The 21,211-nt window shown below is 53.5% G+C and carries 18 protein-coding genes and 1 pseudogene; 5 read left to right on the top strand and 14 right to left on the bottom strand.

Going from position 1 to position 21,211, the window contains the following annotated elements; all coding sequences use genetic code 11:
• Positions 1-21 precede the first annotated feature (21 nt).
• Both AC2FIZ_RS12275 and AC2FIZ_RS12270 read right to left on the bottom strand, forming a co-directional pair.
• The gene (locus AC2FIZ_RS12275) at positions 22-546 is read right to left on the bottom strand and encodes a redoxin domain-containing protein (RefSeq protein WP_496791078.1); all 525 of its coding nucleotides are present in this window, start codon (positions 544-546) and stop codon (positions 22-24) included.
• A gap of 58 nt (positions 547-604) precedes the next feature.
• A complete protein-coding gene (locus AC2FIZ_RS12270) occupies positions 605-1,354 on the bottom strand; it encodes a hypothetical protein (RefSeq protein WP_496791076.1) in 750 nt (249 codons plus the stop codon).
• Positions 1,355-1,440: 86 nt separating this feature from the next.
• Here AC2FIZ_RS12270 and AC2FIZ_RS12265 point away from each other — a divergent pair, with 86 nt between their 5' ends.
• Together AC2FIZ_RS12265 and AC2FIZ_RS12260 are read left to right on the top strand one after the other, a co-directional pair.
• Positions 1,441-1,986 carry a MarR family winged helix-turn-helix transcriptional regulator gene (locus tag AC2FIZ_RS12265; RefSeq protein WP_282027729.1) on the top strand — a complete coding sequence of 182 codons (546 nt, stop codon included), beginning with the start codon at positions 1,441-1,443 and terminating at the stop codon, positions 1,984-1,986.
• Positions 1,983-2,675: an MOSC domain-containing protein gene (locus AC2FIZ_RS12260; RefSeq protein WP_281973215.1), complete on the top strand. Its 693-nt coding sequence runs from the start codon at positions 1,983-1,985 to the stop codon at positions 2,673-2,675. Before AC2FIZ_RS12265 ends, AC2FIZ_RS12260 begins: the two co-directional genes overlap by 4 nt.
• A 252-nt stretch (positions 2,676-2,927) precedes the next feature.
• Here the strand turns inward: AC2FIZ_RS12260 and AC2FIZ_RS12255 are convergent, their stop codons facing one another.
• From AC2FIZ_RS12255 to AC2FIZ_RS12245, 3 genes are all read right to left on the bottom strand, one after another.
• Complete coding sequence (locus AC2FIZ_RS12255) at positions 2,928-3,500, bottom strand: TetR/AcrR family transcriptional regulator (protein WP_281973214.1); 573 nt, start codon at positions 3,498-3,500, stop codon at positions 2,928-2,930.
• A complete protein-coding gene (locus AC2FIZ_RS12250) occupies positions 3,497-4,036 on the bottom strand; it encodes a dihydrofolate reductase family protein (protein ID WP_281973213.1) in 540 nt (179 codons plus the stop codon). The genes AC2FIZ_RS12255 and AC2FIZ_RS12250 overlap by 4 nt, the downstream gene beginning before the upstream one ends.
• 71 nt (positions 4,037-4,107) lie before the next feature.
• Positions 4,108-4,980: a LysR substrate-binding domain-containing protein gene (locus AC2FIZ_RS12245; RefSeq protein WP_281973212.1), complete on the bottom strand. Its 873-nt coding sequence runs from the start codon at positions 4,978-4,980 to the stop codon at positions 4,108-4,110.
• Between the two features lie 102 nt (positions 4,981-5,082).
• Between AC2FIZ_RS12245 and AC2FIZ_RS12240 the strand changes: the two genes are divergently transcribed.
• Positions 5,083-6,651, top strand: coding sequence for a trimethylamine methyltransferase family protein (locus tag AC2FIZ_RS12240; RefSeq protein WP_281973211.1), 1,569 nt, complete (start codon positions 5,083-5,085; stop codon positions 6,649-6,651).
• Between the two features lie 454 nt (positions 6,652-7,105).
• On the opposite strand, the gene AC2FIZ_RS12235 is transcribed toward AC2FIZ_RS12240, so the two are convergent.
• The 5 genes from AC2FIZ_RS12235 to AC2FIZ_RS12215 form a co-directional block, all read right to left on the bottom strand.
• Positions 7,106-8,770: a Na/Pi cotransporter family protein gene (locus AC2FIZ_RS12235; RefSeq protein ID WP_281973210.1), complete on the bottom strand. Its 1,665-nt coding sequence runs from the start codon at positions 8,768-8,770 to the stop codon at positions 7,106-7,108.
• A 304-nt stretch (positions 8,771-9,074) separates the two neighbouring features.
• A complete protein-coding gene (gene pbfA / locus AC2FIZ_RS12230) occupies positions 9,075-10,427 on the bottom strand; it encodes a (R)-1-hydroxy-2-aminoethylphosphonate ammonia-lyase (RefSeq protein ID WP_281973209.1) in 1,353 nt (450 codons plus the stop codon).
• Between the two features lie 107 nt (positions 10,428-10,534).
• On the bottom strand, positions 10,535-11,998 hold the full coding sequence (gene phnY, locus AC2FIZ_RS12225; RefSeq protein ID WP_271949908.1) for a phosphonoacetaldehyde dehydrogenase: 1,464 nt from the start codon (positions 11,996-11,998) through the stop codon (positions 10,535-10,537).
• Between the two features lie 3 nt (positions 11,999-12,001).
• Complete coding sequence (gene phnA / locus AC2FIZ_RS12220; RefSeq protein ID WP_271949911.1) at positions 12,002-13,246, bottom strand: phosphonoacetate hydrolase; 1,245 nt, start codon at positions 13,244-13,246, stop codon at positions 12,002-12,004.
• A gap of 19 nt (positions 13,247-13,265) precedes the next feature.
• The gene (locus AC2FIZ_RS12215) at positions 13,266-14,453 is read right to left on the bottom strand and encodes a 2-aminoethylphosphonate--pyruvate transaminase (protein WP_281995490.1); all 1,188 of its coding nucleotides are present in this window, start codon (positions 14,451-14,453) and stop codon (positions 13,266-13,268) included.
• 119 nt (positions 14,454-14,572) lie between these two features.
• Between AC2FIZ_RS12215 and AC2FIZ_RS12210 the strand changes: the two genes are divergently transcribed.
• Positions 14,573-15,463, top strand: a complete 891-nt coding sequence (locus AC2FIZ_RS12210) for a LysR substrate-binding domain-containing protein (RefSeq protein ID WP_142637687.1) — start codon at positions 14,573-14,575, stop codon at positions 15,461-15,463.
• 32 nt (positions 15,464-15,495) lie between these two features.
• Here AC2FIZ_RS12210 and AC2FIZ_RS12205 read toward each other — a convergent pair whose 3' ends face one another.
• The 3 genes from AC2FIZ_RS12205 to AC2FIZ_RS12195 all read right to left on the bottom strand — a co-directional run bounded on the left by AC2FIZ_RS12205 (position 15,496) and on the right by AC2FIZ_RS12195 (position 19,781).
• Positions 15,496-17,517, bottom strand: a complete 2,022-nt coding sequence (locus AC2FIZ_RS12205; protein WP_282027725.1) for a putative 2-aminoethylphosphonate ABC transporter permease subunit — start codon at positions 17,515-17,517, stop codon at positions 15,496-15,498.
• The gene (locus AC2FIZ_RS12200; RefSeq protein ID WP_281973207.1) at positions 17,514-18,629 is read right to left on the bottom strand and encodes a putative 2-aminoethylphosphonate ABC transporter ATP-binding protein; all 1,116 of its coding nucleotides are present in this window, start codon (positions 18,627-18,629) and stop codon (positions 17,514-17,516) included. Before AC2FIZ_RS12200 ends, AC2FIZ_RS12205 begins: the two co-directional genes overlap by 4 nt.
• A 132-nt stretch (positions 18,630-18,761) precedes the next feature.
• The gene (locus AC2FIZ_RS12195) at positions 18,762-19,781 is read right to left on the bottom strand and encodes a putative 2-aminoethylphosphonate ABC transporter substrate-binding protein (RefSeq protein ID WP_281973206.1); all 1,020 of its coding nucleotides are present in this window, start codon (positions 19,779-19,781) and stop codon (positions 18,762-18,764) included.
• Between the two features lie 255 nt (positions 19,782-20,036).
• On the opposite strand from AC2FIZ_RS12195, the pseudogene AC2FIZ_RS12190 reads away from it, so the two are divergent.
• Positions 20,037-20,297: pseudogene (locus AC2FIZ_RS12190) on the top strand (transposase); the annotation flags it as partial.
• 49 nt (positions 20,298-20,346) lie between these two features.
• Here the strand turns inward: AC2FIZ_RS12190 and AC2FIZ_RS12185 are convergent.
• On the bottom strand, positions 20,347-21,186 hold the full coding sequence (locus tag AC2FIZ_RS12185) for a DMT family transporter (protein ID WP_281973205.1): 840 nt from the start codon (positions 21,184-21,186) through the stop codon (positions 20,347-20,349).
• Between the last annotated feature and the right edge of the window lie 25 nt (positions 21,187-21,211).

Raw genomic sequence — 21,211 nt, 5'->3', positions numbered from 1 at the left:
TACGCGGGCGCATTGGCCGGCTCACACATTGCAGCTACCTGATGCGCCTTCGTTTTGATTGACGGTGGCGGGATTGCTTGTGACCGATGCGGCCCCTCGTGTCAGAAGACTGCCAATCTCAGACCCCAATTGCAGTTCTGAGACCTGTCCAAGGTGATGCACAACGATCCGTCCCGACTGATCCAACAAGACAAGGCTTGGTGTACCGCGCATGCGAAAGCGGGACATCGTGTTTGGCAATTGCCCCACCCCCTGCCTGTCCACGCCGACAGGGAAGGTGATGCGATATTCATGCAGGAAGGCTTTCAGAGACACCGGTGTCATGGCGTCGTGATGCTCGAACACAGTATGCAAGCCAATCACGGCTACCTTTTCTTCAGGAAACGTTTTTTGAATTGATTGCACCAAGGGAATACCATGCAGGACGCATCCCGGGCACAACATTTGAAATGCCTCAATAACAACAACCCGTCCCCTTAGACCACCTAAGGTTAGGGGTGTGTCTGTGTTAAACCATTCCGAAACGTCTAGTTCTGGTGTTTGCATTTTCATTGCCCTCAATAACACGCAGCCGTCTTGGGTTCGGCGGCTGCGTAGTCGAATGTCAGTGAAGCTTCCCCGGCAGGCTCAGGTCGCCGGATGCGACGTCGAAAACATCTGTGACGCACAGCAAGGGCGCATGGATGTTAGCGTTCACTCGCAATGCAGAAGTGACACCATCGTAAGCGACACCATCCAGTTCTACTTTGCTGGCAAAGCCGGCATTCACCGAGATTTCGGGCCCGTCGAACAAAGGCGTAAACCCAGGGCTGTCCAGAAAGATCGGGAACCCAGGCCATGTCGCAGGTAGCTTGGGCGAGGAACCCTCGGGGATGTCACGTACGGCAAGCGCGTCGGGTCCGCACGCTTCGGTCGGGGTCAACACAACCCAGTGGCTGTGCCATTCGATGCCGTCATTCGCCGGATCTCCGTCGCCGTTCTCGTCAAAAAGCGGTGTGTCATCAAAATCTGGATGACTGGTTGCGGCCATTGCAAGGATGCCTGTGCCGCCTTCGAACCCAACGACCGAAGGGTCCAAAGAAGTAGGCCAGACATATGACCAGACATCTGATCCACCAACCTCTCCGGTTGCCACCGGAACCGAGGCGCCAGCCGCTCCATTCGTTGTCATGTGAAAAGTGACCGTGTTTCCATTGCGATGCGCATGCGCTGCCAGAATGTCAAAGTCCACGACTTTACTGGCGTCCGGCGAAGATATGATGGCGCCATCTTGATGGATGGCATGGTTCCCATCTGCAAGAGCTGTGCTGCCGATGACCAAGGCCAGAGTGGAAGTGAGCATTAAGAGTTTCATGGGTGCCTCCAGTTAAAAGATAGCGAGTCGCTACTATAATGAAAAATATATTGCAACAATAATTTCGAGTCGCTACTAAAAGTGTTATGAACACAGAACATCGCATACGCACTCTGATCAACCGTCTGGCCCGTATTGATGGTTCCGAAGTATGGGCGGGAGATTTGAACCCGACTCAGAGGATGGCGCTCGAGTACATCGCAGAGGCGAACATGTTTTCGCGCTCGCCGTCGCAAGTTGCAGAGTATATCGGAACAACCCGTGGAACGATGTCACAAACGCTCAAGGCTTTGACGCGCAAGGGCTATGTAGAAGAGCATCGCAAAGAGCTTGATCAACGGTCGATCTCTTATGACCTGACCAAGGAAGGGGTCAAAATTGTACGTCAGCCGAACCCTGTTGCACAGGCAATTGGAGATATGCCCGTAGAAAACCAAGTCATGCTTGAACAGGGTCTGATGCAAAGCCTCAGTCTGGCTCTGGCCGCAAATGGAGGCCGATCATTCGGCCAATGCAAATCCTGCACATACCATGATACCACGACGGAAAACGGTTTCTGCAAACTGTTGGGTGTATCATTGGACGTCGGTGAAAAAGACAAGATCTGTATCGAGCACGAGGAAGCCAGATGAACCATTTTGATTTATCGGCGAACATCGACGGCATATTTGTCGGAGCGGTCAAAGATTGTTGGGAAGGCAAACCTCCATCGGCCATTCAAAAAGACAGGGTGGACGGGCGGCAGTTGATTACCTCGCTCGGATTTTCCGAGGATGCACAGGCAGATTTGACCGTGCATGGAGGCGAAGACAAAGCCATCCATCATTATGCTTTTGATCACTACTCGGCTTGGCAAGCAGAGGGCCTAATAGCACCCGGCACACTGCCAGTGGCGTTCGGTGAGAACATTTCAACAACGGGGCTGACCGAGGAAAACCTCTGCATTGGCGACATCCTGTCACTGGGTACGGCGGTTGTTCAAATCAGTCAGGGGCGGCAACCGTGCTGGAAACTCGGGCTACATACGGGGCACAAGGAAATGCCTTACCAGTTTCAGAAGACGGGCCGAACCGGATGGTACTATCGTGTGCTCGAACCTGGCGAAGTTGGTTCCGGTGATCGGATTACCTTGGTTGAAAGGTTAAATCCCAATTGGTCTGTATTGGCCGTCACACGTGCAAGGTTGACTCGTCGCATTCTGCCAGAAGATGCCGAGGTGTTGTCTCAGATGAAAGAACTGGCTCAAAGTTGGCGACAAGCGTTCTGCCGAATGGCGGAAGGCAACGCCATAGAGGATACATCGGCGAGACTAGGTGCCTGAGGCATTCTATGAAGCATTTAAGCCGTGATTAGCGATAACGCACCTTCCTCGAACCGAAAACAATCGAGAATACGAAAGCAGCCAGCCGCCAAATATCAATCCTTTGGCAAACCGAACTCAATTGAGACATAAGCCTTAGCTTCGATGAAAGTTAGTAGCCTTGGGGCAGAACTACTTTACGTTAGGGTCAGAATTGAATGACGCAAACTGCTCATTGCTTGAGGACACCCTCTGATGGGCATGTTTCTCATATCACGTCGCGGCGAGGTCACCCGCCGCTTGAGCAAGAATCCAGTCAATCCCACGCAGAAAATCGTTTATTGTCAGGGGGTTGTTTTCTCCGCTCGAGGCTGAGAGCACAAACCCATGTGCATAGTCGATCAGCACGTGAACAAGAACATCACCGCCATCGCTGTTTTCGAGTTGGTCCGTGCTGACCTTTAATTCCTCGGCCACGTTCATGAGGTCCGCGCTCATGAGCGTTACATCGTCTAGGATTGCACGGAGTAGATTGGCGTTCTTCAAAGCACAACCATAGTAAGTCGCCATAATGCAGCGGGCGCGTTTGACCGGGTTGCCACCATTCACTCCATCCAAGACGCCTGCAAAGGCAAGTTCTACCAGATCGGACAATAGTTGCTTCTTGCTACCTGCGTGATAGGTCACGGCCATCGGAGTGACGTCAAGCTGATCGGCAAGTATGCGAAACGATAGCGCATCAACACCTTTGCTTTGGGCGATCGGCAATGCGGCCTGCAGGATCACTTGCTTCGAAAGGCGCTGTGCAGCCTTTGACGGTCGTCCTGGTGGAGAAGCTTTCGTCACTTGGTTTTCAGTCTGTAATCGAGATCTACCAGACCGGAGGAAAAGCTGCTAACCGAAACCAATTCCAGATCAACGTCACCTTCTGTTTCACCAAAGATCCGAATGCCTTCACCGATCAGAATGGGAACCAAGGTAATCCGCATGTCCTCAATCAGCCCGGCTTTGAGGAAGGATTGGATGATTGCACCGCCATCCACATAAACTCGATTGTAACCACGCGCGCCAAAATCCTCCATCAAATCAGTGGGTGTTTTGTCTGAAACTTCAACTCTATCGCGCAGTTCATCTGGAATGCCTGAGGGTTTCATTGAGCGACTGAGAACCACCACCGGTTTCTTGTAAGGCCACTCCCCAAATCCCAGAACTGTCCGGTACGATCCGGACCCCATCACGATCACGTCGACGCTACTCTGAAACGCGGCAAACCCGTGATCTTCGTCTGCAGTGGGTTGCTTTTCCAACCAGTCCAGCCTGTGATCTGGCCTTGCGACAAAACCGTCTAGGCTCATTGCCATCATGATATGTCCTGTGGGCATCCTCTGGCTCCCTGTAATTTATTTATATGCCGTATAATAACGGCTCTGAGGATACTCAAGGGGAAGGAATGTTACGATTGACCCAGAATCCAGTCCAAGAAGGACTGTACTGCGCCGGTTGGTGCGGAGCTATGCGGTTGAACCAAAAAATACCCATAGTCGGGCAGATCGGTTTCCGACAACCGAAACAGTCTTTCAGCATTTAGATCGTCTCGAACCAGATCATCCATCAAAGCTATTCCCTGTCCGTCGATGACTGCTTGCGCCCGGACATTTGGGTCAGGAACGATTAGCGCATCTCTCCTTGATTGTCGGGGAAGCTTTGCGACGTTCAGCCAATCAGACCAGGCGTTGCTGTCATCACGATCTCTCAGCAGCGTAAGATGCGATATTGCCTCTTTCATTCCTAATTCTATCACTAGGTCAGCTGCCGCCCGGTCACCCACAGGATAGGGCGGCATGGGCATGAACGGAGTAACGGTGCCGCCGATCCAATTCCCGCTACCCCACCTGATTGCAAGATCCACATCCTGCATCTCAGCTTCTGAAAACTCGATCATCGGTTGAATGCGAATCTGCACGTCCGGGTGGCTTTGCATGAATGACATCAGGCGTGGCGATAGCCAGCGCGCAGCGAAATAGGTCGAGACGCCAACGGTTAGAGAACGCGTTGAAATCCCCTTTAATGCATGAATTTCAGCTTCGATTTCTTCGTATCGGGTCTGGCAGATCGCGAGCAGTTTTAATCCTTCACCAGTGAGTGTGACACCACGCGATGTGCGCTGGAACAGGATCATCCCAAGATCGGCTTCAAGCGTTTTGATCTGATAGCTGATGGCGCCCTTTGTCATATTGAGCGCCGATGCTGCCGTCGAGAAGCTGGAATAACGAGCAATCTCGGCAAATAGCCTGAGTAAGTCATGGTGATGAAATCGGGTACTCATATTCTTAGTGTACAAATTTTCTAAACGCTAAGAGTAGTTTTTTTCGATTTTCAAACATGTTTTTAAGGTCGACAACCGCATTCAAGCTCGTGGAGCGATGAAATGAAGTTGGAATCGTTGAACGCAAAAGCAGAAACACCGACACCGGCGGGGCACCGCGGCCGCGCGCGCAGACGCCGCTTGGCCCGTAGTATTGCCCCTTCTGAGAGCACACCGTTCACGGGTCGCAGGATACCTGCATACAATCTACTAAGTGAAACGGTATTGGCCCGGATCGAAGATCAAGCCGACTGGATTCTAAGAAAAATTGGCGTCGAGTTTCGGGGGGATCGAACGGCACTGGATCACTTCGCCCAAACGGGTGCCCGCATCGATGGCGAACGCGTGCGGTTTGAACCGGGTCATGTCCGTGCGCTTTGCGCTACGGCCCCAAGTGAATTTCAGTTGCATGGCCGAGACCCGGTCAGAACGGTGACACTTGGCGGTGACAACGTTGTGCTGATGCCGGGATACGGCTCTCCCTTTGTCAGCGATCTGGTGAAGGGCCGACGATATTCGACGCTGAAGGATTTCCGCAATTTCGTCAAACTGGCCTACAGTGCGGCTGCCTTGCATCATTCCGGCGGCACGGTTGTCGAACCGACAGATGTGCCGGTGAATAAACGGCATTTGGACATGATGCTGGCGCATCTGACACTCTCAACCAAGCCCTTTATGGGCTCTGTTACGGCACCCGAGCGCGTGCGTGACAGTATCGAGATGGCACGCCTCGTCTTTGGACGCGACTTCATGGAGCACCACGCGGTGATGCAGGCCAATATCAACGTCAATTCGCCATTGATTTATGATGATACCATGTCAACGGCTCTGCGTATCTATGCGGAGGCAGGCCAATGTGTCTGCGTCTCCCCTGCGATTTTCGCGGGTGCCATGGGGCCGCTTTCGCCGGCGGCTGTGGCGGCGCAAACTCTGGCAGAAGCGATGGTTGGCATTGCGCTTGCGCAACTGGTGCGCCCCGGTTGTCCGGTGGTGTTCGGCTCGTTCCACTCCACAATGAACTTGCGCACGGGCGCTCTAACCTTTGGATCGCCCGAGGCGAACATGACCACGATGGCGCTGACACAATTGGGACGAAGGCTTGGCGTACCTGTGCGCTCTGGCGGTGGGCAGATCACCGCCTCCAATGCGCCAGATGGGCAAGCGATGCAGGACAGCACCGGTGCCATGTGGTCCACGCTTTTGTCCGGAGCCCATCAGGTCTGGCATGCGGCAGGCTGGCTCGAAGGTGGGCTTGTGATGTCCTACGAGAAATTCATCATGGATCTCGACCACTGTGGCGCGATGCTGAAACTGCTGCAGGGCTTCCAAACGAATGAGGAGGCATTTGGCCGTGATGCCTATTTTGAAACGGGCCCGGGCGAAAATTTCCTGTCGACCAAACACACGCTGCGCCACTATGCGGCAGCAAATTATGAGCCACAAATTTCTGACGCAGGGCCATTCGAGACTTGGTCTGAAAATGGTGCTCTCACGTCAGATCAACGCGCCACCGCGCGGTGGCATCAGATGTTGAACGATTACCAGCGTCCTGAAATGAAACCCGGCATACAAGCCGCGCTTGAAGACTTCGTGTCAGAACGCAAAGCGCGAATGCCGGATGAATGGTACTAGAACGGAATACCCAATACCTAAGAACTCTGCCGGGATTGCCAACTTGCTTGAGCAAGATTGAAGAACGTCGGCGCCTATGTCGTCAGGAGGACATTTCGCGGGCATAGCTGATCCAAAACTGGAAGGCATCTGATCGGGCATGGTGGTATAAAGCTGAAGTAAGTTGATAGCGGGGAGACGGGAGCTGATGGTGATCTGGTCATGGGCAACCAGAAATCTCTGAGTCTGCCAGAGTGACTTGTCGGGACCGATGATCTTTTCGCGTTTTCGGGTTGATTGGTGGGATCCTTCAATCCGGTTACTTAGACCCTTGTGCACTGCGCAGTGCTGGGCTCAGGTTTTGGAAGACACTGAACAATTTCAAAATTTGATTTCGAGAACGAACTCACTTCGGTGTTTCCAGTCGCCTTTGTTCTCGCTCTTTTCTTGTCTTCGCATTGAGACCGGCTCGGGCCTATTCAGCAATTTCGTTGATCAATCGTGTCTCGAGAAGTTGACCGTTCTGGTATAGGATCGGGTAAGCAATCGATGCAATATGACTGTTGAACTCCCGGAAAGCCCGCAATGTCTCTAGATGAATATCACTGGTTTCGAAGCTTTCCGTTGTTCCATGCTGCAACCGGCGCAGGTGACGCTTGCGGCTTTCACGTTCCACGCGTTTGATTTCGGTTTTCTCAAGGCTGAGAAGCCGGGCGCTTTCCAGATCGTCTGAAACAAGTACATTTGATGCCAGTTTCATGTTTGCAAGAATACCTTCATGCATCTGAACAAGTTCGGACCAGCCATCTTGCGAAAAGCTTGAGCCTTTGGCCCGCATTTCACCGGCCAATACAGTCAGGCGTTTGGCAACAACGTCACCCGCCGTTTCAAGCCTGATCGCAAACTCCATAAGGTCGCGTGCGGTTTTAGCATCGTGTTTTTCATATAGCTCAGGGGGTATCGCGGCGACGAAGGCTCGAATACCCGAGAGGCACCGGTTTACGTCCTCGTCAATGGCCTGAACTGACCGGATCTGTTCTTTGTCTCCGCTGCGGTAAAGTTCAAGAGCAGGACGGAACATGGTTTCGAGAAGGTCGCTCATCCGCAGCAGCTCACGCTTGAGGCTCGGCAAGGCCTGATTGGGATTTGCCACATCTTCCATGTCCAATGCGCTGACCGGTTGTGCGGGTTGCGACTTCTGTACTTTCTGCTGGTCTGGCAAGAGCCTTTCGAGCAAGTTCTGCCAGTGTCCACAAAACGGAAGGGCTAAAACCAAAAGCGACAGGTTGAAAGCAAGATGCACGTTGACTAGCATTTGCCCCCCTTGCGGGTCGCCCAAAAGCCCGGTTCGTAGGGCAAAATTAGCTGCAAACAAACTAGCCAACGCCCAACTGCCTCGCAGCGCCAAATTTGCATAGGGTATTCGTCGGGCAGTCACTGGCATTCCTCGGGTTAGCCATACCGGAATGAAGGCCGAGCCAAAGTTCGCGCCAAAAACCAAAGACATTCCGGCGGCAAATGGGATCGCTCCAATTTGCACAAGTGTCACACACATAAGGATGGCCGCAACCGAGGAATGCATGACGAAGGCTAAGGCACTCCCGACAAGAAATGCAGTGATATAGTCGCGCGACAAGTAATCCGCGACTGTGGGTAAAAATGCACTGTCCCGAATTGGGTCCATCGCCTCACGAAGGAACCGAAGTGAGATCAGGATAAAGGCAACGCCCATCAGAATGCGCCCTAGTTGTCGGGCTTTTTTGGCTTCGGTCTTGACGAATAGATAGCCTCCAATCGCCAGCAGCATTGGAATAAGCCAGTCCAACCGGAACGTAAGAATCTGGATGATCAGTGCTGAACCTAGATCGCCTCCGAGCACAATCGCCAGACCGGCAGGAAAACTCAACATTCCACTGGCAGCAAACCCAGAGGTCAACAGCGCCACTGCCGCCGAACTTTGCAGTACAACCGCCATCATCAGACCCACAAGTGAGGCCTGCAGGTAACTGTGCTGTCGCGTCAAAACGCGCTGGAACGACGCTCCATAGCTGCGCTCAATTCCAGTGCGTACCATTCGAACTGCAAAAAGTAGCAACATCGTCGCGCCAGCAAGGCTGATTAAAAAGCTGACTATCGCCATGCTCTACCTCACTCCCAGGGTTTGCTTGGAATAACAGGGTGCGCTGCAATCCTGCCAACCAACGACCGGAGACCGACCCGGTGATTTTGCGGACGAGTAATTTCGATAAAACGCTCAGCGCCCGAGTTTGCTGAAAAAAATCGGACGCGCCTGTTCCACCGGGAAAACGCATTCACTTTCTTGGTGGTAGGCAGTGGCCCTTGGCGCCATAATTGAGAATTGATCTCCACGTCCATTGACCACTGTTTTCCTGGAAGCAGAGAGAGCAACGGCGTGTTTTGCTCTAAAGGTATGGCCACAAAGATTAACATTCGTCCTTAATCGCGTTGACAACAATGTCGATTGCACAGTCGAGATCCTTGCGCGTGATCGTTAGCGGCGGTGACAATGTAAGCACACACCCCTGACTGATTTTGTAGCTTAGGCCAGCTTCCAAACAAGCATAATAGATCCGCTCGGCTCGTGCATTTCCAGGTGTCTTGTCGGCACGGTCATCGACAATTTCGACACCAAACATCAGACCACGGCCGCGAATGTCACCGACGATCGGGATATTCTGAAGCTCACCCATCAGACGATCCATAGCGTGCTCGCCCAACTCAGCCGCCCGGTCAACCAACCCCTCATCTTCGATGATTTGTATTGTGGTAAGCGCGGCGCGTGCAGTCACCGGGTTTTTTTCGTGTGTATAATGTCCAATGGCAAAGTCTCCGCAGACGTCCAGTTTGGTTCGCGCGATACAAGCTGCAATCGGCAGGATGCCTCCGCCAAGTGCCTTACCCAAGGTGACGATGTCAGGGATAATCTCGTCATGCTCAAAGGCAAACATCTTGCCGGTCTTTCCAAGCCCCGTGGGAATCTCGTCCATGATCAAGAGAGCCCCGTGACGATTACACGCCTCCCGCACAGCTTTCCAGAAGCCCGGTGGCGGCACATAAGGCACCGCGCGCATAGGCTCAGCGATGACCGCAGCTACGTCTCCCTCGCGTTCTAGAACGAACTCGACCATTTTTGCACAAGCCAACCCACAGGTATCTGGGCCGGCGTGATTGTACGGGCATCGGTAACAGGCAAAAGGTGCCACGTGCTCTGCACCCGGGAGAAGCGGGCCGGCTATATGGCTGCGAAATGTCGCCTCGCCGCCGACGCTTGCGGCGCCAAAACCGGCACCGTGGAAGGCATCCCAGAAGCTAATTGTTTTGAACCGACCGGTGGCAGCGCGCGCTATCTTGAGAGCGACCTCGTTTGCATCAGAGCCGCCGGTCGTAAACAGCATTTTCCCAAGGTCGTCTGGCGCGATTTCGGCGAGCTTTTCGGCCAATTCAACCGCGGGATCATTAGTGAAGCGACGGGGTGCGAAAGACAGGTCATCCAGTTGCGCCTTGATCGCGGTGATCAAACGGGGATGTCCGTAACCGATATGATGCACTGAATTGCCATGGAAATCCATGTAACGGCGGCCGTCCAGGTCTTCGACCCAAATCCCCTCAGCTTTGGCAATGGTGCTAACGCATGGCGAGGACAGTGACTGGTGGAGAAACGCGTTAGCGTCGCGTTTCAGCAAGGGTGAAGATTTAGGCCCTATAGATTCCTTCATCCATGCTTTTCGCGCGCTGGAAGTATTGGATTCGCCTTCCGTGTGGACGATTTGTGACATGCTTTTTCCTCAACGCCGCTTGTGAAAAAATGCGGACCTCGCAAAGTCCGCCAGTACCAGGGAGGAACTTGTGGTGCCCCGACCCGGGTCGGGACGGGGCACAAAAACTAGCGTGGCCAGGGCAGCGAGTAAGTTTTTACGTTAGTAAAAAACTTCATTGCCTCGATGACACCTTCTTTAACCCCATTACCGCTGTCCTTGATGCCTCCGAAGGGGGACATTTCGATACGGTATCCGGGTTGTTCCCAAATGTTGCAGGTGCCCACGTTCAGACCGTTGATAAAGGCAATCGCACGGTTCAAGTCGTTCGTACAGACGCCTGAGCTGAGGCCGAATTCGGTACCGTTCGAAATACGCATCACCTCGTCGTCATTGTCCGGAACCCGAACGATGGGCACAATGGGGCCAAAGGTTTCTTCCATCACCAGCTCGCTGTCATGGGGGACCTTATCGACCACGATGGGCGGCAGTAGTGCACCCTGACGGCCCGGATGATAGAGGATTTCTGCGCCGTCGGCCTCGGCCATGTAAACGCGTTTTTCGAACAGTTCAGCTGCCTTGTCATGGATGACACAGCCCAGTTCGGTCTCGGGGTCTTGTGGGTCGCCGAACTTGATCTTCTTCGCCTTTTCCAGAACCAATGGCACAAACTTGTCGGCCACGCTTTCTTGCACCAGAATACGTTTGATCGCAGTGCAGCGCTGACCCGAATTGCCGGTGGCGCCTGCCACAGCAATGGTCGCGGCCTTCTCAAGGTCCGCGTCAGAAAGATCGTTCAAAACGATCAGAGGGTCATTGCCCCCCAGTTCCAGAGCTTGCCGCTTGTAAACGCCTTTTTCGGCGATCATCTTACCCACCGGCACGCCGCCGGTGAATGTGATGATGTCGATGTTTTCATTGGTGATCATCTCGTCGCCAATGTCACCTGGCCAGCCGGTAACCACTTGGAACATCTCGGGTGGTAGACCCGCGTCGTAGAGGATGTCAGCTAATGTCAGCGCCGTCAGTGGCGTCAGTTCCGTCGGCTTACACACCATGCAGTTGTTGGTCGCGATTGATGGCGCGATCTTGTGGCTGACCATGTTAAGTGGATGATTGAATGGTGTGATTGCCGAAATCGCATTCACCGGCTCGCGCATGGTGAATATTTTTCGATCTTTGCCATTATGGGTCAGGTCGCATGAAAAGATCTCGCCATCATCCTTCATCGCCTCAGCGGCGGCGAACTGATAGACATCTTGCGCACGCTTGGTCTCATAAATCGCATGCTGGTGACAGATACCCAGTTCCAACGTCAGCCATTTGGCAAGGTATTCACGACGTTCACCAATCAACTCGCCCGCACGCTGCAGGATCTGGCTGCGCTCATACCGTGTGAGCTTTGGAGTGTAATTCGCCGCGACTTCGAACGCTTTGCGCGCATGTTCTGCCTTGCCGGCGGGTACATGCCCGACAATCTCGTTTGTGTATGGGTACAGAACCGGCACCGTTTCGTCGGTAAAGACGATCTCGCCCCCGATGCGCATTCCTTCATTGCGGATTTCGATTTTAGACATGGTTTGATCTTTCATGGATTACTGCGCCGCCGCTGTAGTTGCATAGAAAAACGCATCAAAATTGCGCAACTCGGGCGCAGTCCCCAAGTCGATAACCCGGTTTACGATGAATGGAACTTCCTGCTCGGTCAGTCCACCGTGGCTGCGCAGCGGCTCGTTGAGAGCGGCCAGATCGTGGCGGTCTTCAGAGGTACCGATACAGATGTTTTCACCCGAGACCATCACGATATCACCAATGCGGTCACCGGGCAGTTCAAAACGCTTGATCGCTTCTTCCTTGGTCAACACGTGGGTGATGCCGGGTGTAGCTTTCAGTTTGCCGATGATGTCGTTGCGATCCGCGTCTTCGGGCAGATAGCAGGTGGCAAACGACCCGAGCGCGCCGTGGTGCACCACATAGGGGTCCGTGATCGGCAAGATGACACGGGCCGCGTCCTTGCCCAGCCATTCATCCACCAGATCCTGCACATATACTACGCTGGGCGAGCCATCGGCGTGGTGCTTGGGCTTCATGCCGTGGTCGGCGGTGACCACGATGGCAGCGCCCATGGCGTCCAGTTCGGTTAGATATTTGTCAAACATCTCATAGAATGCCTTGGCCTCGGCCTGATCGGGTGCGTATTTGTGCTGCACGTAGTCGGTGGTGGTCAGATACATCACATCTGGTTTCCACTCTTTCAGCAACTTGACACCCGCAGCAAAGACAAACTCGGACAACTCTGCCGAATAGACCTCGGGTTGGGCCATGCCCAACCATGCGCTTGCTTTCTCCTGACCATGCTCAGCCTGGGTCGACGTGTCGGACTTTTCCGCAGAGAAGCATTTGGCCCGGTCGTCGTCGAACTTCAGACCCGCCCCCAACAACGCGCGCAGCTTGTCCTTCGCGGTGACTATGGCCACCTTGGCGCCAGCGTCATAGAACTGCTTGAACACGGTCGGTGCACGCAAAAAGCGCACATCGTTCATCATCACTTCTTCACCACTGTCCGGATCAATCAGATAGTTTCCACAGATGCCGTGCACGATAGGCGGACGGCCAGTCGCAATGCTGAGGTTGTTAGGGTTGGTAAACGACGGGATCACCGAATGGGCCAGCCGGTCAGTGCCGGTTTCGCGCATTCGCTTGAGAGTCGGCATCAGACCGTCAGCAATAGCTTTGTCCAGGTATTCTGGCTCACAGCCGTCAAGGCAGATGGCAATGGCGGGCACTTTGGGCATCGGGTAGACACGCTCGTTGGCTTCAACAGGGGTGTGGATGGTCATTTGGTTTGTTCCTTGATCCTTAAGCGGCCAGTTTGGCGCGTTCTTCTAAAGCTTGGAGAGGAGGTGTGGCACTCGACACACCCATTTTTTCCAAAGTTTCCTTTGCGGCAATTACAACTTTCCGCATAACCTTGTCGTCCATCTGACCGATGCACCCAACGCGGAAGCTGTCGACGACGGTCAACTTGCCGGGGTAAATGATGAAGCCTTTTTCTTTCATCAGATTGTAGAACTGATCAAAGACAAAGTTTTCATCGGCCGGGCAGAAGAATGTTACGATGATTGGGCTCAGCCAGCGATTGTCGAGCAGAGTTTCGAAACCCAGCTCACGCATGCCGGCGACCACAACATCCCTGTTGCTGGTGTATCGGGCTCCGCGACCGGAAACGCCGCCCTCAGCCGCATGTGCCCTGAGGGCTTCGATGAAAGCGGCAACCACATGGGTGGGCGGCGTAAATCGCCATTGACCGGTTTTGTTCATATGCGCCCACTGCGCGTGAACGTCCAGAGACAGCGAATGACTGTTACCCTTGGCATCCTCAAGCTCGTTCTTGCGCGCGATTATGAACCCAAACCCCGGAACACCCTCAATACACTTGTTGGCGGACGAAACCATTGCCTCATAGCGGACTTCCGTAGGCTTCAACTCGATCGCACCAAAGGCTGACATTGAGTCGACAAGAAGCTTGCGACCAGCGGCGTAAACCGCCTCCGATATTTCCTCTACCGGATTCAGAATGCCCGAGCTTGTTTCGCAGTGGATAGCAACGACATGGGTGATCGCGGAATCATTCGCCAGAATCTCGGCAACTTCTGAGCCACGCGGCGGCAGATAGTCGCCCTTGTCCAAAACAACATGATCGCGTTCCAGATACTCGAGCGTTTGCGCCGAGCGCTGACCGTAAGCGCCATTGGCCAGCACCAATGCCTTGCCATCGCGCGGAATGAACGAAGCCAGCATTGCCTCTACTGAAAACGATCCGCTCCCCTGCATCGGTACGCAGTCAAACTCATCGGCGCCCTCGCCAAGCAATGCCAAAAGACTGGAGCGCAACTCCTGGGTCATACCCCGAAAGTCATCATCCCAGCTTCCCCAATCCCTCAACATGGCTTCTTTCACGGCGTATGACGTGGTCAAGGGGCCAGGAGTTAGTAGATAGGGCTCGCCGAGACGCGGTTGTTCAATTTGAGGAAAAGAAGACGTCATAACCAAGCTCCAGATCAACGTTTCAAAGACACAGTTGCAGCAACCGCAGCTATATGTGAAATTGCAAATATCAATCTAATTATAAGCTCAGCCTATGCTCGAACCTTCAGGAGTTTGAAATGCGACATAGCCAGCTCAAAGCCTTTCATTTCGTGGCCAAATATGGTGGGTTTTCGCGTGCTGCGGAGGCGCTTTTTTTGACGCAGCCAGCAATCTCAGAGCAGGTTCGCAAACTTGAGCAGGATCATGATTTGTTGTTGTTCAAGCGTGAGCGAAAAAGAGTGAACCTAACCCCGGAGGGGACGCAGCTTTACCGGTACACCAAACAGTATTTTGAGATCGAGGATCAGATTGAGGACTATCTGTCAGAAACGAGGGCTGCGATCGACGGCGAGCTGCGGATCCTTGCCGATTCCGCGCACCACTTGACCGACTTTCTGGGACCGTTCCGAGAAAAATATTCGAACATTACGATTACCGTCCGCGCTGGCAACACCGAGGATATTTTGGAGGAGCTCAGATCTTACAATGCGGAAATTGGTGTTGTTGGCAGCGTGTCTCCCGGCAAGGACATGAGCGTTCTTAGCCTCGGTTCGACCGAGATCGTGGCATTCACGGCCCGCAGTTTGCTTCTCGCCTCAAAACCTACATTGTCCCTCGCAGAGTTGGCGGAGTTGCCTCTCATCTTCAGGGAACAGGGATCAAAAACACGTCAAAAGCTCGAAGATGAAGCCAGTAAACGGGGGGTGCCGCTGAAACCGGCGATTGTGGCCGAAGGAAGAGAGGCCGTCAGAGAGTTGGTGGCATCAGGTGCAGGTATCGGGTTCGTGTCCCAGGCAGAATACGGTCACGACGACCGTCTCAGACAAATCAAGCTGCAAGACGTCGACCTGCAAATGGGAGAAAGTATGATCTATCTCTCCCAACGGCGTGAGGTGAAGACCATTCGCGCCTTCATGAAATTCGCCAATTCTGTTCTAGAAGAAAAACAAAACCCCACCAATCAGTGATCGGTGGGGAGATACCTAAATGGGTTTTCTTGTCAGCGGGTTCGCCAGGCTTGCGTGCGACCGAGGACGCCTTTGGAAGCAATCAGGTGGATGATCCGCGCTGCGGCGTTTGTGTAGAAGATCATCATCCCCATTGCGGCAGCTGGCGCAATATCGCCCGCATCGTCCATGTTTAGCACTGCAATAGATGCCAACGTGGTTTTGGGCGAGTATAGGAACACAACCGCAGATACCGTCGTCATTGCGTTTACGAACAGATAGATTGATATGTCCAGCACGGCTGGCAGGCAAACAGGGACCGTGACACGGGCAAACAACTTCATCGTCGGTTGCTTGAGCGAGGCTGATACCGACTCGAATTCTCTGTCCATCTGCTTGAGCGCTGTCACTGCCGTCAGGTGCGACACAGTATAGAAGTGTGTCACCGTACAGATCACCAAAATTGCCATTGTTCCGTAGATACCGTTCAGCGGATTAGACGGGCTATTGAAGAAGAAGATGTATGACAGGCCCAGTACCATGCCCGGGATCGCCATTGGCAGCATCGCGAACATCTGAAAGATCGATCGACCTGTTCTAAACCCGTTCGACTTTTCAACCAGATAAGCACCAAAGAAGACGACTGAAGTACCGATCACCGCCGTCAAAAGCGCCAGCTTGATCGAGTTAATGTAGGAGCCCCAACCGCCACCATCCATCTTGTTGAAATCGTAGTTCTTCAGGCTCAGGCTCAGGTCGTAGGGCCAAAACTTGATTAGCGCCGCGAATTGGCACACAGCCAGCAGCCCAACGATGAACAAACCGATCAGACAGCAATAGACTAGAAAGAACCGATCTGCCTTTCGATTTGGGGTTGGCTGGTACGGGACCGACCGGGCCGACAATAAGGCAACCTGCTTTGATTGCACCATGCGGTCGATCGCGAACGCCAGGATTGCCGGGATCACCAGAACGACCGAGACTACGGCACCCATTTCAAAGTTCTGCTGGCCGATCACCTGCTTGTAGATATCAACCGCCAGAACGTTGAACTGACCTCCAATCACTTTTGGCAGACCAAAATCAGTTATGACCAGATTAAATACAACGAAAGCGGCCGAGATCAGACCATATCGCGCGCCGGGAACGGTGACCGTCCAAAAAGTACGCCACGGCGTTGAACGCAGGCTGACTGCAGCTTCGTATAGTCGTGCATCAGAGATCGCCAGCGCCGTTGAAATGATCAGGAAGGCGTGCGGGAAGGTGAAGAACACCGAGCCTATCACGATGCCAATCGGACCATAGATACTGGCGCCGAACAGCAACTCTTTTATCATGCCCTGATTGCCGAACAGATAGACCAGCGCGATCCCGGGCAAGAGCGAAGGCACCAGGATCGGAGCCATCGCAATCAGACGAAACACACCCTTGAACCGCATGCAACTCCGGTTCAGCGCATAAGCGAACCAGAACGCCAAAGTTACTGTGACAATGGTGCTAATTACAGAAATCCAAAGGGAGTTCTTGATAGAATTGAACAGTGCCGGGGTTGAGAAGTAGTTGACGAAATTTTCCAAGCCTCGCGATTGAACTGGCCTCAGCTGAACCCGCCGGAACTGATTGGAATCGAGCGTGACCCAATCCGTATTGTCTTGCAGCGTAGAACCGACAAGAAACCGCCCGGTGTCGCTCGTGTTACGGATTTGGTACATGACCGGACTGCGAAAGCTGAAATCGGGAAAAAGCTCGGTTACCGATAGCCGCCCGTCTGAGCCGGTAGACAGTTCGGTGCCTGAAAAAGCCCCGATTTGTTCGTTCAGTGTGTCGGCTGACAGGATGGTTCCGTCAAATTGCCCCGCCTCGTCACTGACCTGAAACTCGTATTGCGACAACTCCATCCGATATGTCGAGAATGACTTGGAAAGCATCGTGTAAAGCGGCAGGATCAACGTCGCGACCAGATAGAGTGCGATCACGAACATGCTGCCGCGCATCAGGATGTCATCCCTGCTGAGCTTGGGTTTGATGTCAGGCCCGGCTGGAAGAGTCCCCGGGTTGGTTGAAATCTCGCTCATGCTGCCGTCTCCGGAACATCAAAGGCCATTAGCCGGTTTTCGGGCAGTTCAATCACCATGGTCCTACCCTCTTCCAGTTCTAGGCGGCGCACGGCATTGATCGAAAAATCTGCGATCAGTTCCGAAGATCCAAATCGCTCGTTGCTTAAGCGGCATCGCCAGAATGACCCGAGGAATTCCATTTCATCGAGAGTGACGTCGATGCAGTTCCTGTTGCCGCCGGTATCGAGATAACCAGCCTCATGCGGGATGATATCCTCGGGTCGGATCGCCGCAATCGCTGGCATTCCGTCGTTGAACGTGTGGCTGAGGCACGCAAAGGTCTTTTCGCCGACGCTCAGTCGACCACCCTTGGTGACCTGAGACTGGATCTGGTTCATTTCTCCGATGAAGTCGGCGACGAACAAGTTTGCGGGTTCTCGGTAAATTTCTGTAGGTGACCCCACCTGCTCGATAACCCCATGATTCATGACCACGATCCGGTCCGCCATCGCCAGCGCTTCTTCCTGATCATGCGTAACCATCACAGTAGTCACACCCAGTTTGCGCTGCAGCTCTTTGATTTCGTGACGTAGATGGACGCGCACCTTTGCGTCCAATGCCGAAAGCGGCTCATCCAGCAACAAGAGACCGGGGTTGGTCGCAATGGCGCGGGCCAACGCAATCCGCTGCTGCTGGCCACCGGACAATTGCGCAGGATACTTTTTACCCTGTTCAGGCAACCCAACCAAATGAAGCAGTTCGCTGACACGAACGGCAATATCCGATTTGCTGCGACCAGTGTTTTCCAAGCCGAAAGCAATGTTCTTTTCGATCGTCAGGTTCGGGAACAAGGCGTAAGACTGAAACACAATTCCGAAATCACGCTCTGACGGCGGCAGATTTGACACATCTTTGCCGTCTTGCATGACAGTGCCCTTGGTTTGCAGATCGAGACCCGCAATCGCCCGGAGCAAGGTTGTTTTGCCGCAACCCGACGGCCCCAGAAAGCAGACAAATTCGCCTTCGTTGATTTCGAGGGATATGTCCTTGAGTGCAAGAAAGCTGCCGAACGCCTTCCACAAATTCTGGATGCTTAGATACAGTTCACCGGGTGGGGTTTTCTGAAGCACGGGAGCGGTCCTCATATCTGCACCTCGGGAACGGCCGATCTGGGCCGGTTGAAGCCGGGCGCGCTGGTCGCGTTGTTTGGAAAAATAGAGTGGTGTGCAGAAGAGGTGCTTACACCTCTTCTGCAGGTTGGTTTACTTCGCTTCAGACTTCCCGTCATAGCGAGACTGCCATTCTTTCAGTATCGCCGCGCGGTTGTTGGCGGCAAATTCAAAGTCGTTGTCGATCATCGCATCCAGAAGACCTTCAGGGAAGTGCTCGACCGGTTTTGCGACGCCAGGATAGGCGACAACGGCGTACCCTGTGTTGTACATCTCGTTGGCTTCCTTGGTGACGGTGAAATCAACCAGTTTCTGCGCGGCTTCGAGATTTGCAGTACCGGCAACAATAGCGGTCGCTTCCATGTCCCAGCCGACACCTTCTGACGGGACAATAATCTCAAGCGGCGCACCATCAGCTTTCGACTTAGCACCACGGAAAGCAAAAGAAATGCCAATCGGGATCTCACCTGCAGCAGCCAGTTTGCACGGCTTTGAACCAGAGTGGGTATATCGCGCGATGTTCTCGTGCAATCCGTCCATGTACTCCCAGCCGCCTTCTTCGCCGAACATCTGCAGCCAACTTGAAACATCAAGGAAACCAGTGCCCGACGAGTTCGGATTTGGCATGATCACCTGATCCTTATACATGGGGTCTGTAAGATCCTTCCACGATGTCGGCGGCGTCAGTCCCGCTTTCTCGGCCTCGACGGTATTGTAGCAAACTGCCGCAACCCAAGCGTCCATGCCAACCCACGCCGGAGGATTGTCGCCATCGACAAATTTCGCGTCTAGGTCGCCAACACCCGCAGGCGCGTAAGGCTCCAGCATACCTTCGGACTTGAGCAACAACAGCGAAGTGGCTGCGAGACCCCACACGACGTCTGCCTGAGGGTTGTCCCTCTCGGCCAACAGTTTGGCGGTGATGATCCCGGTCGAATCCCGCACCCAGTTGATTTTGATGTCCGGATTGCTCGCATTGAACGTCTCAGCGTAGCGCGCCAGGTCTTCAGCTTCGACGGCTGTGTAAACTGTCAATTCGGTTTCAGATAACGCAACTGTAGCAGTCAAGGAGCTTACGGCCAGGGCTGCAAGAAATTTGGTCTTATGTTTCATCGTGATCCTCTGTCGGTTGATTATTTTCGGGAACGCCATTCTTGAGCAGCGCTTATTTGCAGTTCCATGCCCCGGCAGTGTGACAGATAAATAGATCAAGAAAAATCGATTATACCTTCCACATCATAAGCAAAACCTATGTAAGGCAATCCGCCCTAGCGCTCGGAATTGAGTGTCATACCCCATTGATATGAGATAGGAACTCTCCCTGCACCAGTCACCCAAGAGTTCCGTTCAAATCAGTACGCTTCGGCATTGGCCCATCGAACGGGCGGTGGGCTACGAAATCCGAGGCTACATACTGCTACCCGCAAGCACTATTCAGCGGAAGAGAAGATCAGGATCGTTCTGGACAGGCTCTAGGGTGAAGACAGCATTGCGGCGCTGTGCTGCCGGGCAGGCATCGCTCAGAGTCTGTACTATAGCTGGTCCAAAGAACTCCTTGAAGCTGGCAAGAAGCGCCTCGCGGGCTATAAGATACGTGCGGCGACCTTATCCGAAGTTAAAGACCTGCGCCTTGGACTCGTTATCCCGCAACTTCCTTCTCCTTAGTCCAACTTGTACGTCATCTTGTTAGGGCCAGAACCACAATTCCAACTGCCACGATTATCGCCGCCAGGAGCCTGTTGGATTTTGGACCCTCTCCAAACCACATCACACCAATTATTGAAGCGAAGATGACCGAACTTTCTCGGAGCGCCGATACGACACCCAACGGTGCGAAACTCTTAACATAGAGCACCAGACCATAGGCTAAGCCGGAAATGATTCCTCCTGCTAAGCCTGACCAGACATATCTCTTTGGAAGTGCGATGAGGCGTTCCCATCGGGTCGAGAAGATGAACCCCGCCACGAAGATCTCGGCCACGAACAATACCGTGATATATCCAAGCGTATTCCCTGACAATCTCACGCCAATACCGTCAACCAAAGAGTAGGAAGCAATCATCAAACCAGTTCCGAATGCCGCCGCGATGCCTACCCAGTTCGTGCCCTTTCCAAGTCCGCCAAAAGACAGGCAACCGATGCCGGCCGAAATGCAGACAATACCGATCCACGCGCCTGGAGGAAGGAATTCACCGGCAAGAAAGACCGCTCCCAACGCCACTAATATGGGCGTTATCCCGCGCGAGATGGGGTACACCACCGATAAATCGCCGTAAAGGTAGGCGGTGTTGAGAAACCAGTAGTATCCCCAATGAATCAAGGTGGAACCAATAATGTATGGAATTGCAGCCATTACTGGAAAGCCCGTAAAAGGAAGCACGGCAAGCGCAGGTATGGCATGCCCGATCGAGATTAATCCCAACATAATGGCCTTGTCAGGCGCGCCCTTTACGACCGCATTCCACAGCGCATGAAGGAAAGCCGCAAACAGTACGATGAGGATCGCATGTACTGTCATTGCTCGTCGCAATCAGCGAAAACGC

Source organism: Ruegeria sp. CDSB022, assembly GCF_059611145.1.
The sequence above is the reverse complement of the archived record's forward strand: the minus strand, read 5'-3'. Positions and strand labels throughout refer to the sequence as shown.

Excerpts from the sequence above, each read along its gene's own strand:
- AC2FIZ_RS12265 (WP_282027729.1), top strand. The coding sequence starts at position 1,441 with ATGAACACAGAACATCGCATACGCACTCTGATCAACCGTCTGGCCCGT.
- AC2FIZ_RS12215 (WP_281995490.1), bottom strand. The coding sequence starts at position 14,453 with ATGACGTCTTCTTTTCCTCAAATTGAACAACCGCGTCTCGGCGAGCCC.
- AC2FIZ_RS12205 (WP_282027725.1), bottom strand. The coding sequence starts at position 17,517 with ATGAGCGAGATTTCAACCAACCCGGGGACTCTTCCAGCCGGGCCTGAC.
- pbfA (WP_281973209.1), bottom strand. The coding sequence starts at position 10,427 with ATGTCACAAATCGTCCACACGGAAGGCGAATCCAATACTTCCAGCGCG.
- AC2FIZ_RS12210 (WP_142637687.1), top strand. The coding sequence starts at position 14,573 with ATGCGACATAGCCAGCTCAAAGCCTTTCATTTCGTGGCCAAATATGGT.
- AC2FIZ_RS12245 (WP_281973212.1), bottom strand. The coding sequence starts at position 4,980 with ATGAGTACCCGATTTCATCACCATGACTTACTCAGGCTATTTGCCGAG.
- AC2FIZ_RS12185 (WP_281973205.1), bottom strand. The coding sequence starts at position 21,186 with ATGACAGTACATGCGATCCTCATCGTACTGTTTGCGGCTTTCCTTCAT.
- AC2FIZ_RS12250 (WP_281973213.1), bottom strand. The coding sequence starts at position 4,036 with ATGCCCACAGGACATATCATGATGGCAATGAGCCTAGACGGTTTTGTC.
- AC2FIZ_RS12270 (WP_496791076.1), bottom strand. The coding sequence starts at position 1,354 with ATGAAACTCTTAATGCTCACTTCCACTCTGGCCTTGGTCATCGGCAGC.
- AC2FIZ_RS12275 (WP_496791078.1), bottom strand. The coding sequence starts at position 546 with ATGCAAACACCAGAACTAGACGTTTCGGAATGGTTTAACACAGACACA.
- AC2FIZ_RS12240 (WP_281973211.1), top strand. The coding sequence starts at position 5,083 with ATGAAGTTGGAATCGTTGAACGCAAAAGCAGAAACACCGACACCGGCG.
- AC2FIZ_RS12195 (WP_281973206.1), bottom strand. The coding sequence starts at position 19,781 with ATGAAACATAAGACCAAATTTCTTGCAGCCCTGGCCGTAAGCTCCTTG.
- phnA (WP_271949911.1), bottom strand. The coding sequence starts at position 13,246 with ATGACCATCCACACCCCTGTTGAAGCCAACGAGCGTGTCTACCCGATG.
- AC2FIZ_RS12235 (WP_281973210.1), bottom strand. The coding sequence starts at position 8,770 with ATGGCGATAGTCAGCTTTTTAATCAGCCTTGCTGGCGCGACGATGTTG.
- AC2FIZ_RS12260 (WP_281973215.1), top strand. The coding sequence starts at position 1,983 with ATGAACCATTTTGATTTATCGGCGAACATCGACGGCATATTTGTCGGA.
- phnY (WP_271949908.1), bottom strand. The coding sequence starts at position 11,998 with ATGAAAGATCAAACCATGTCTAAAATCGAAATCCGCAATGAAGGAATG.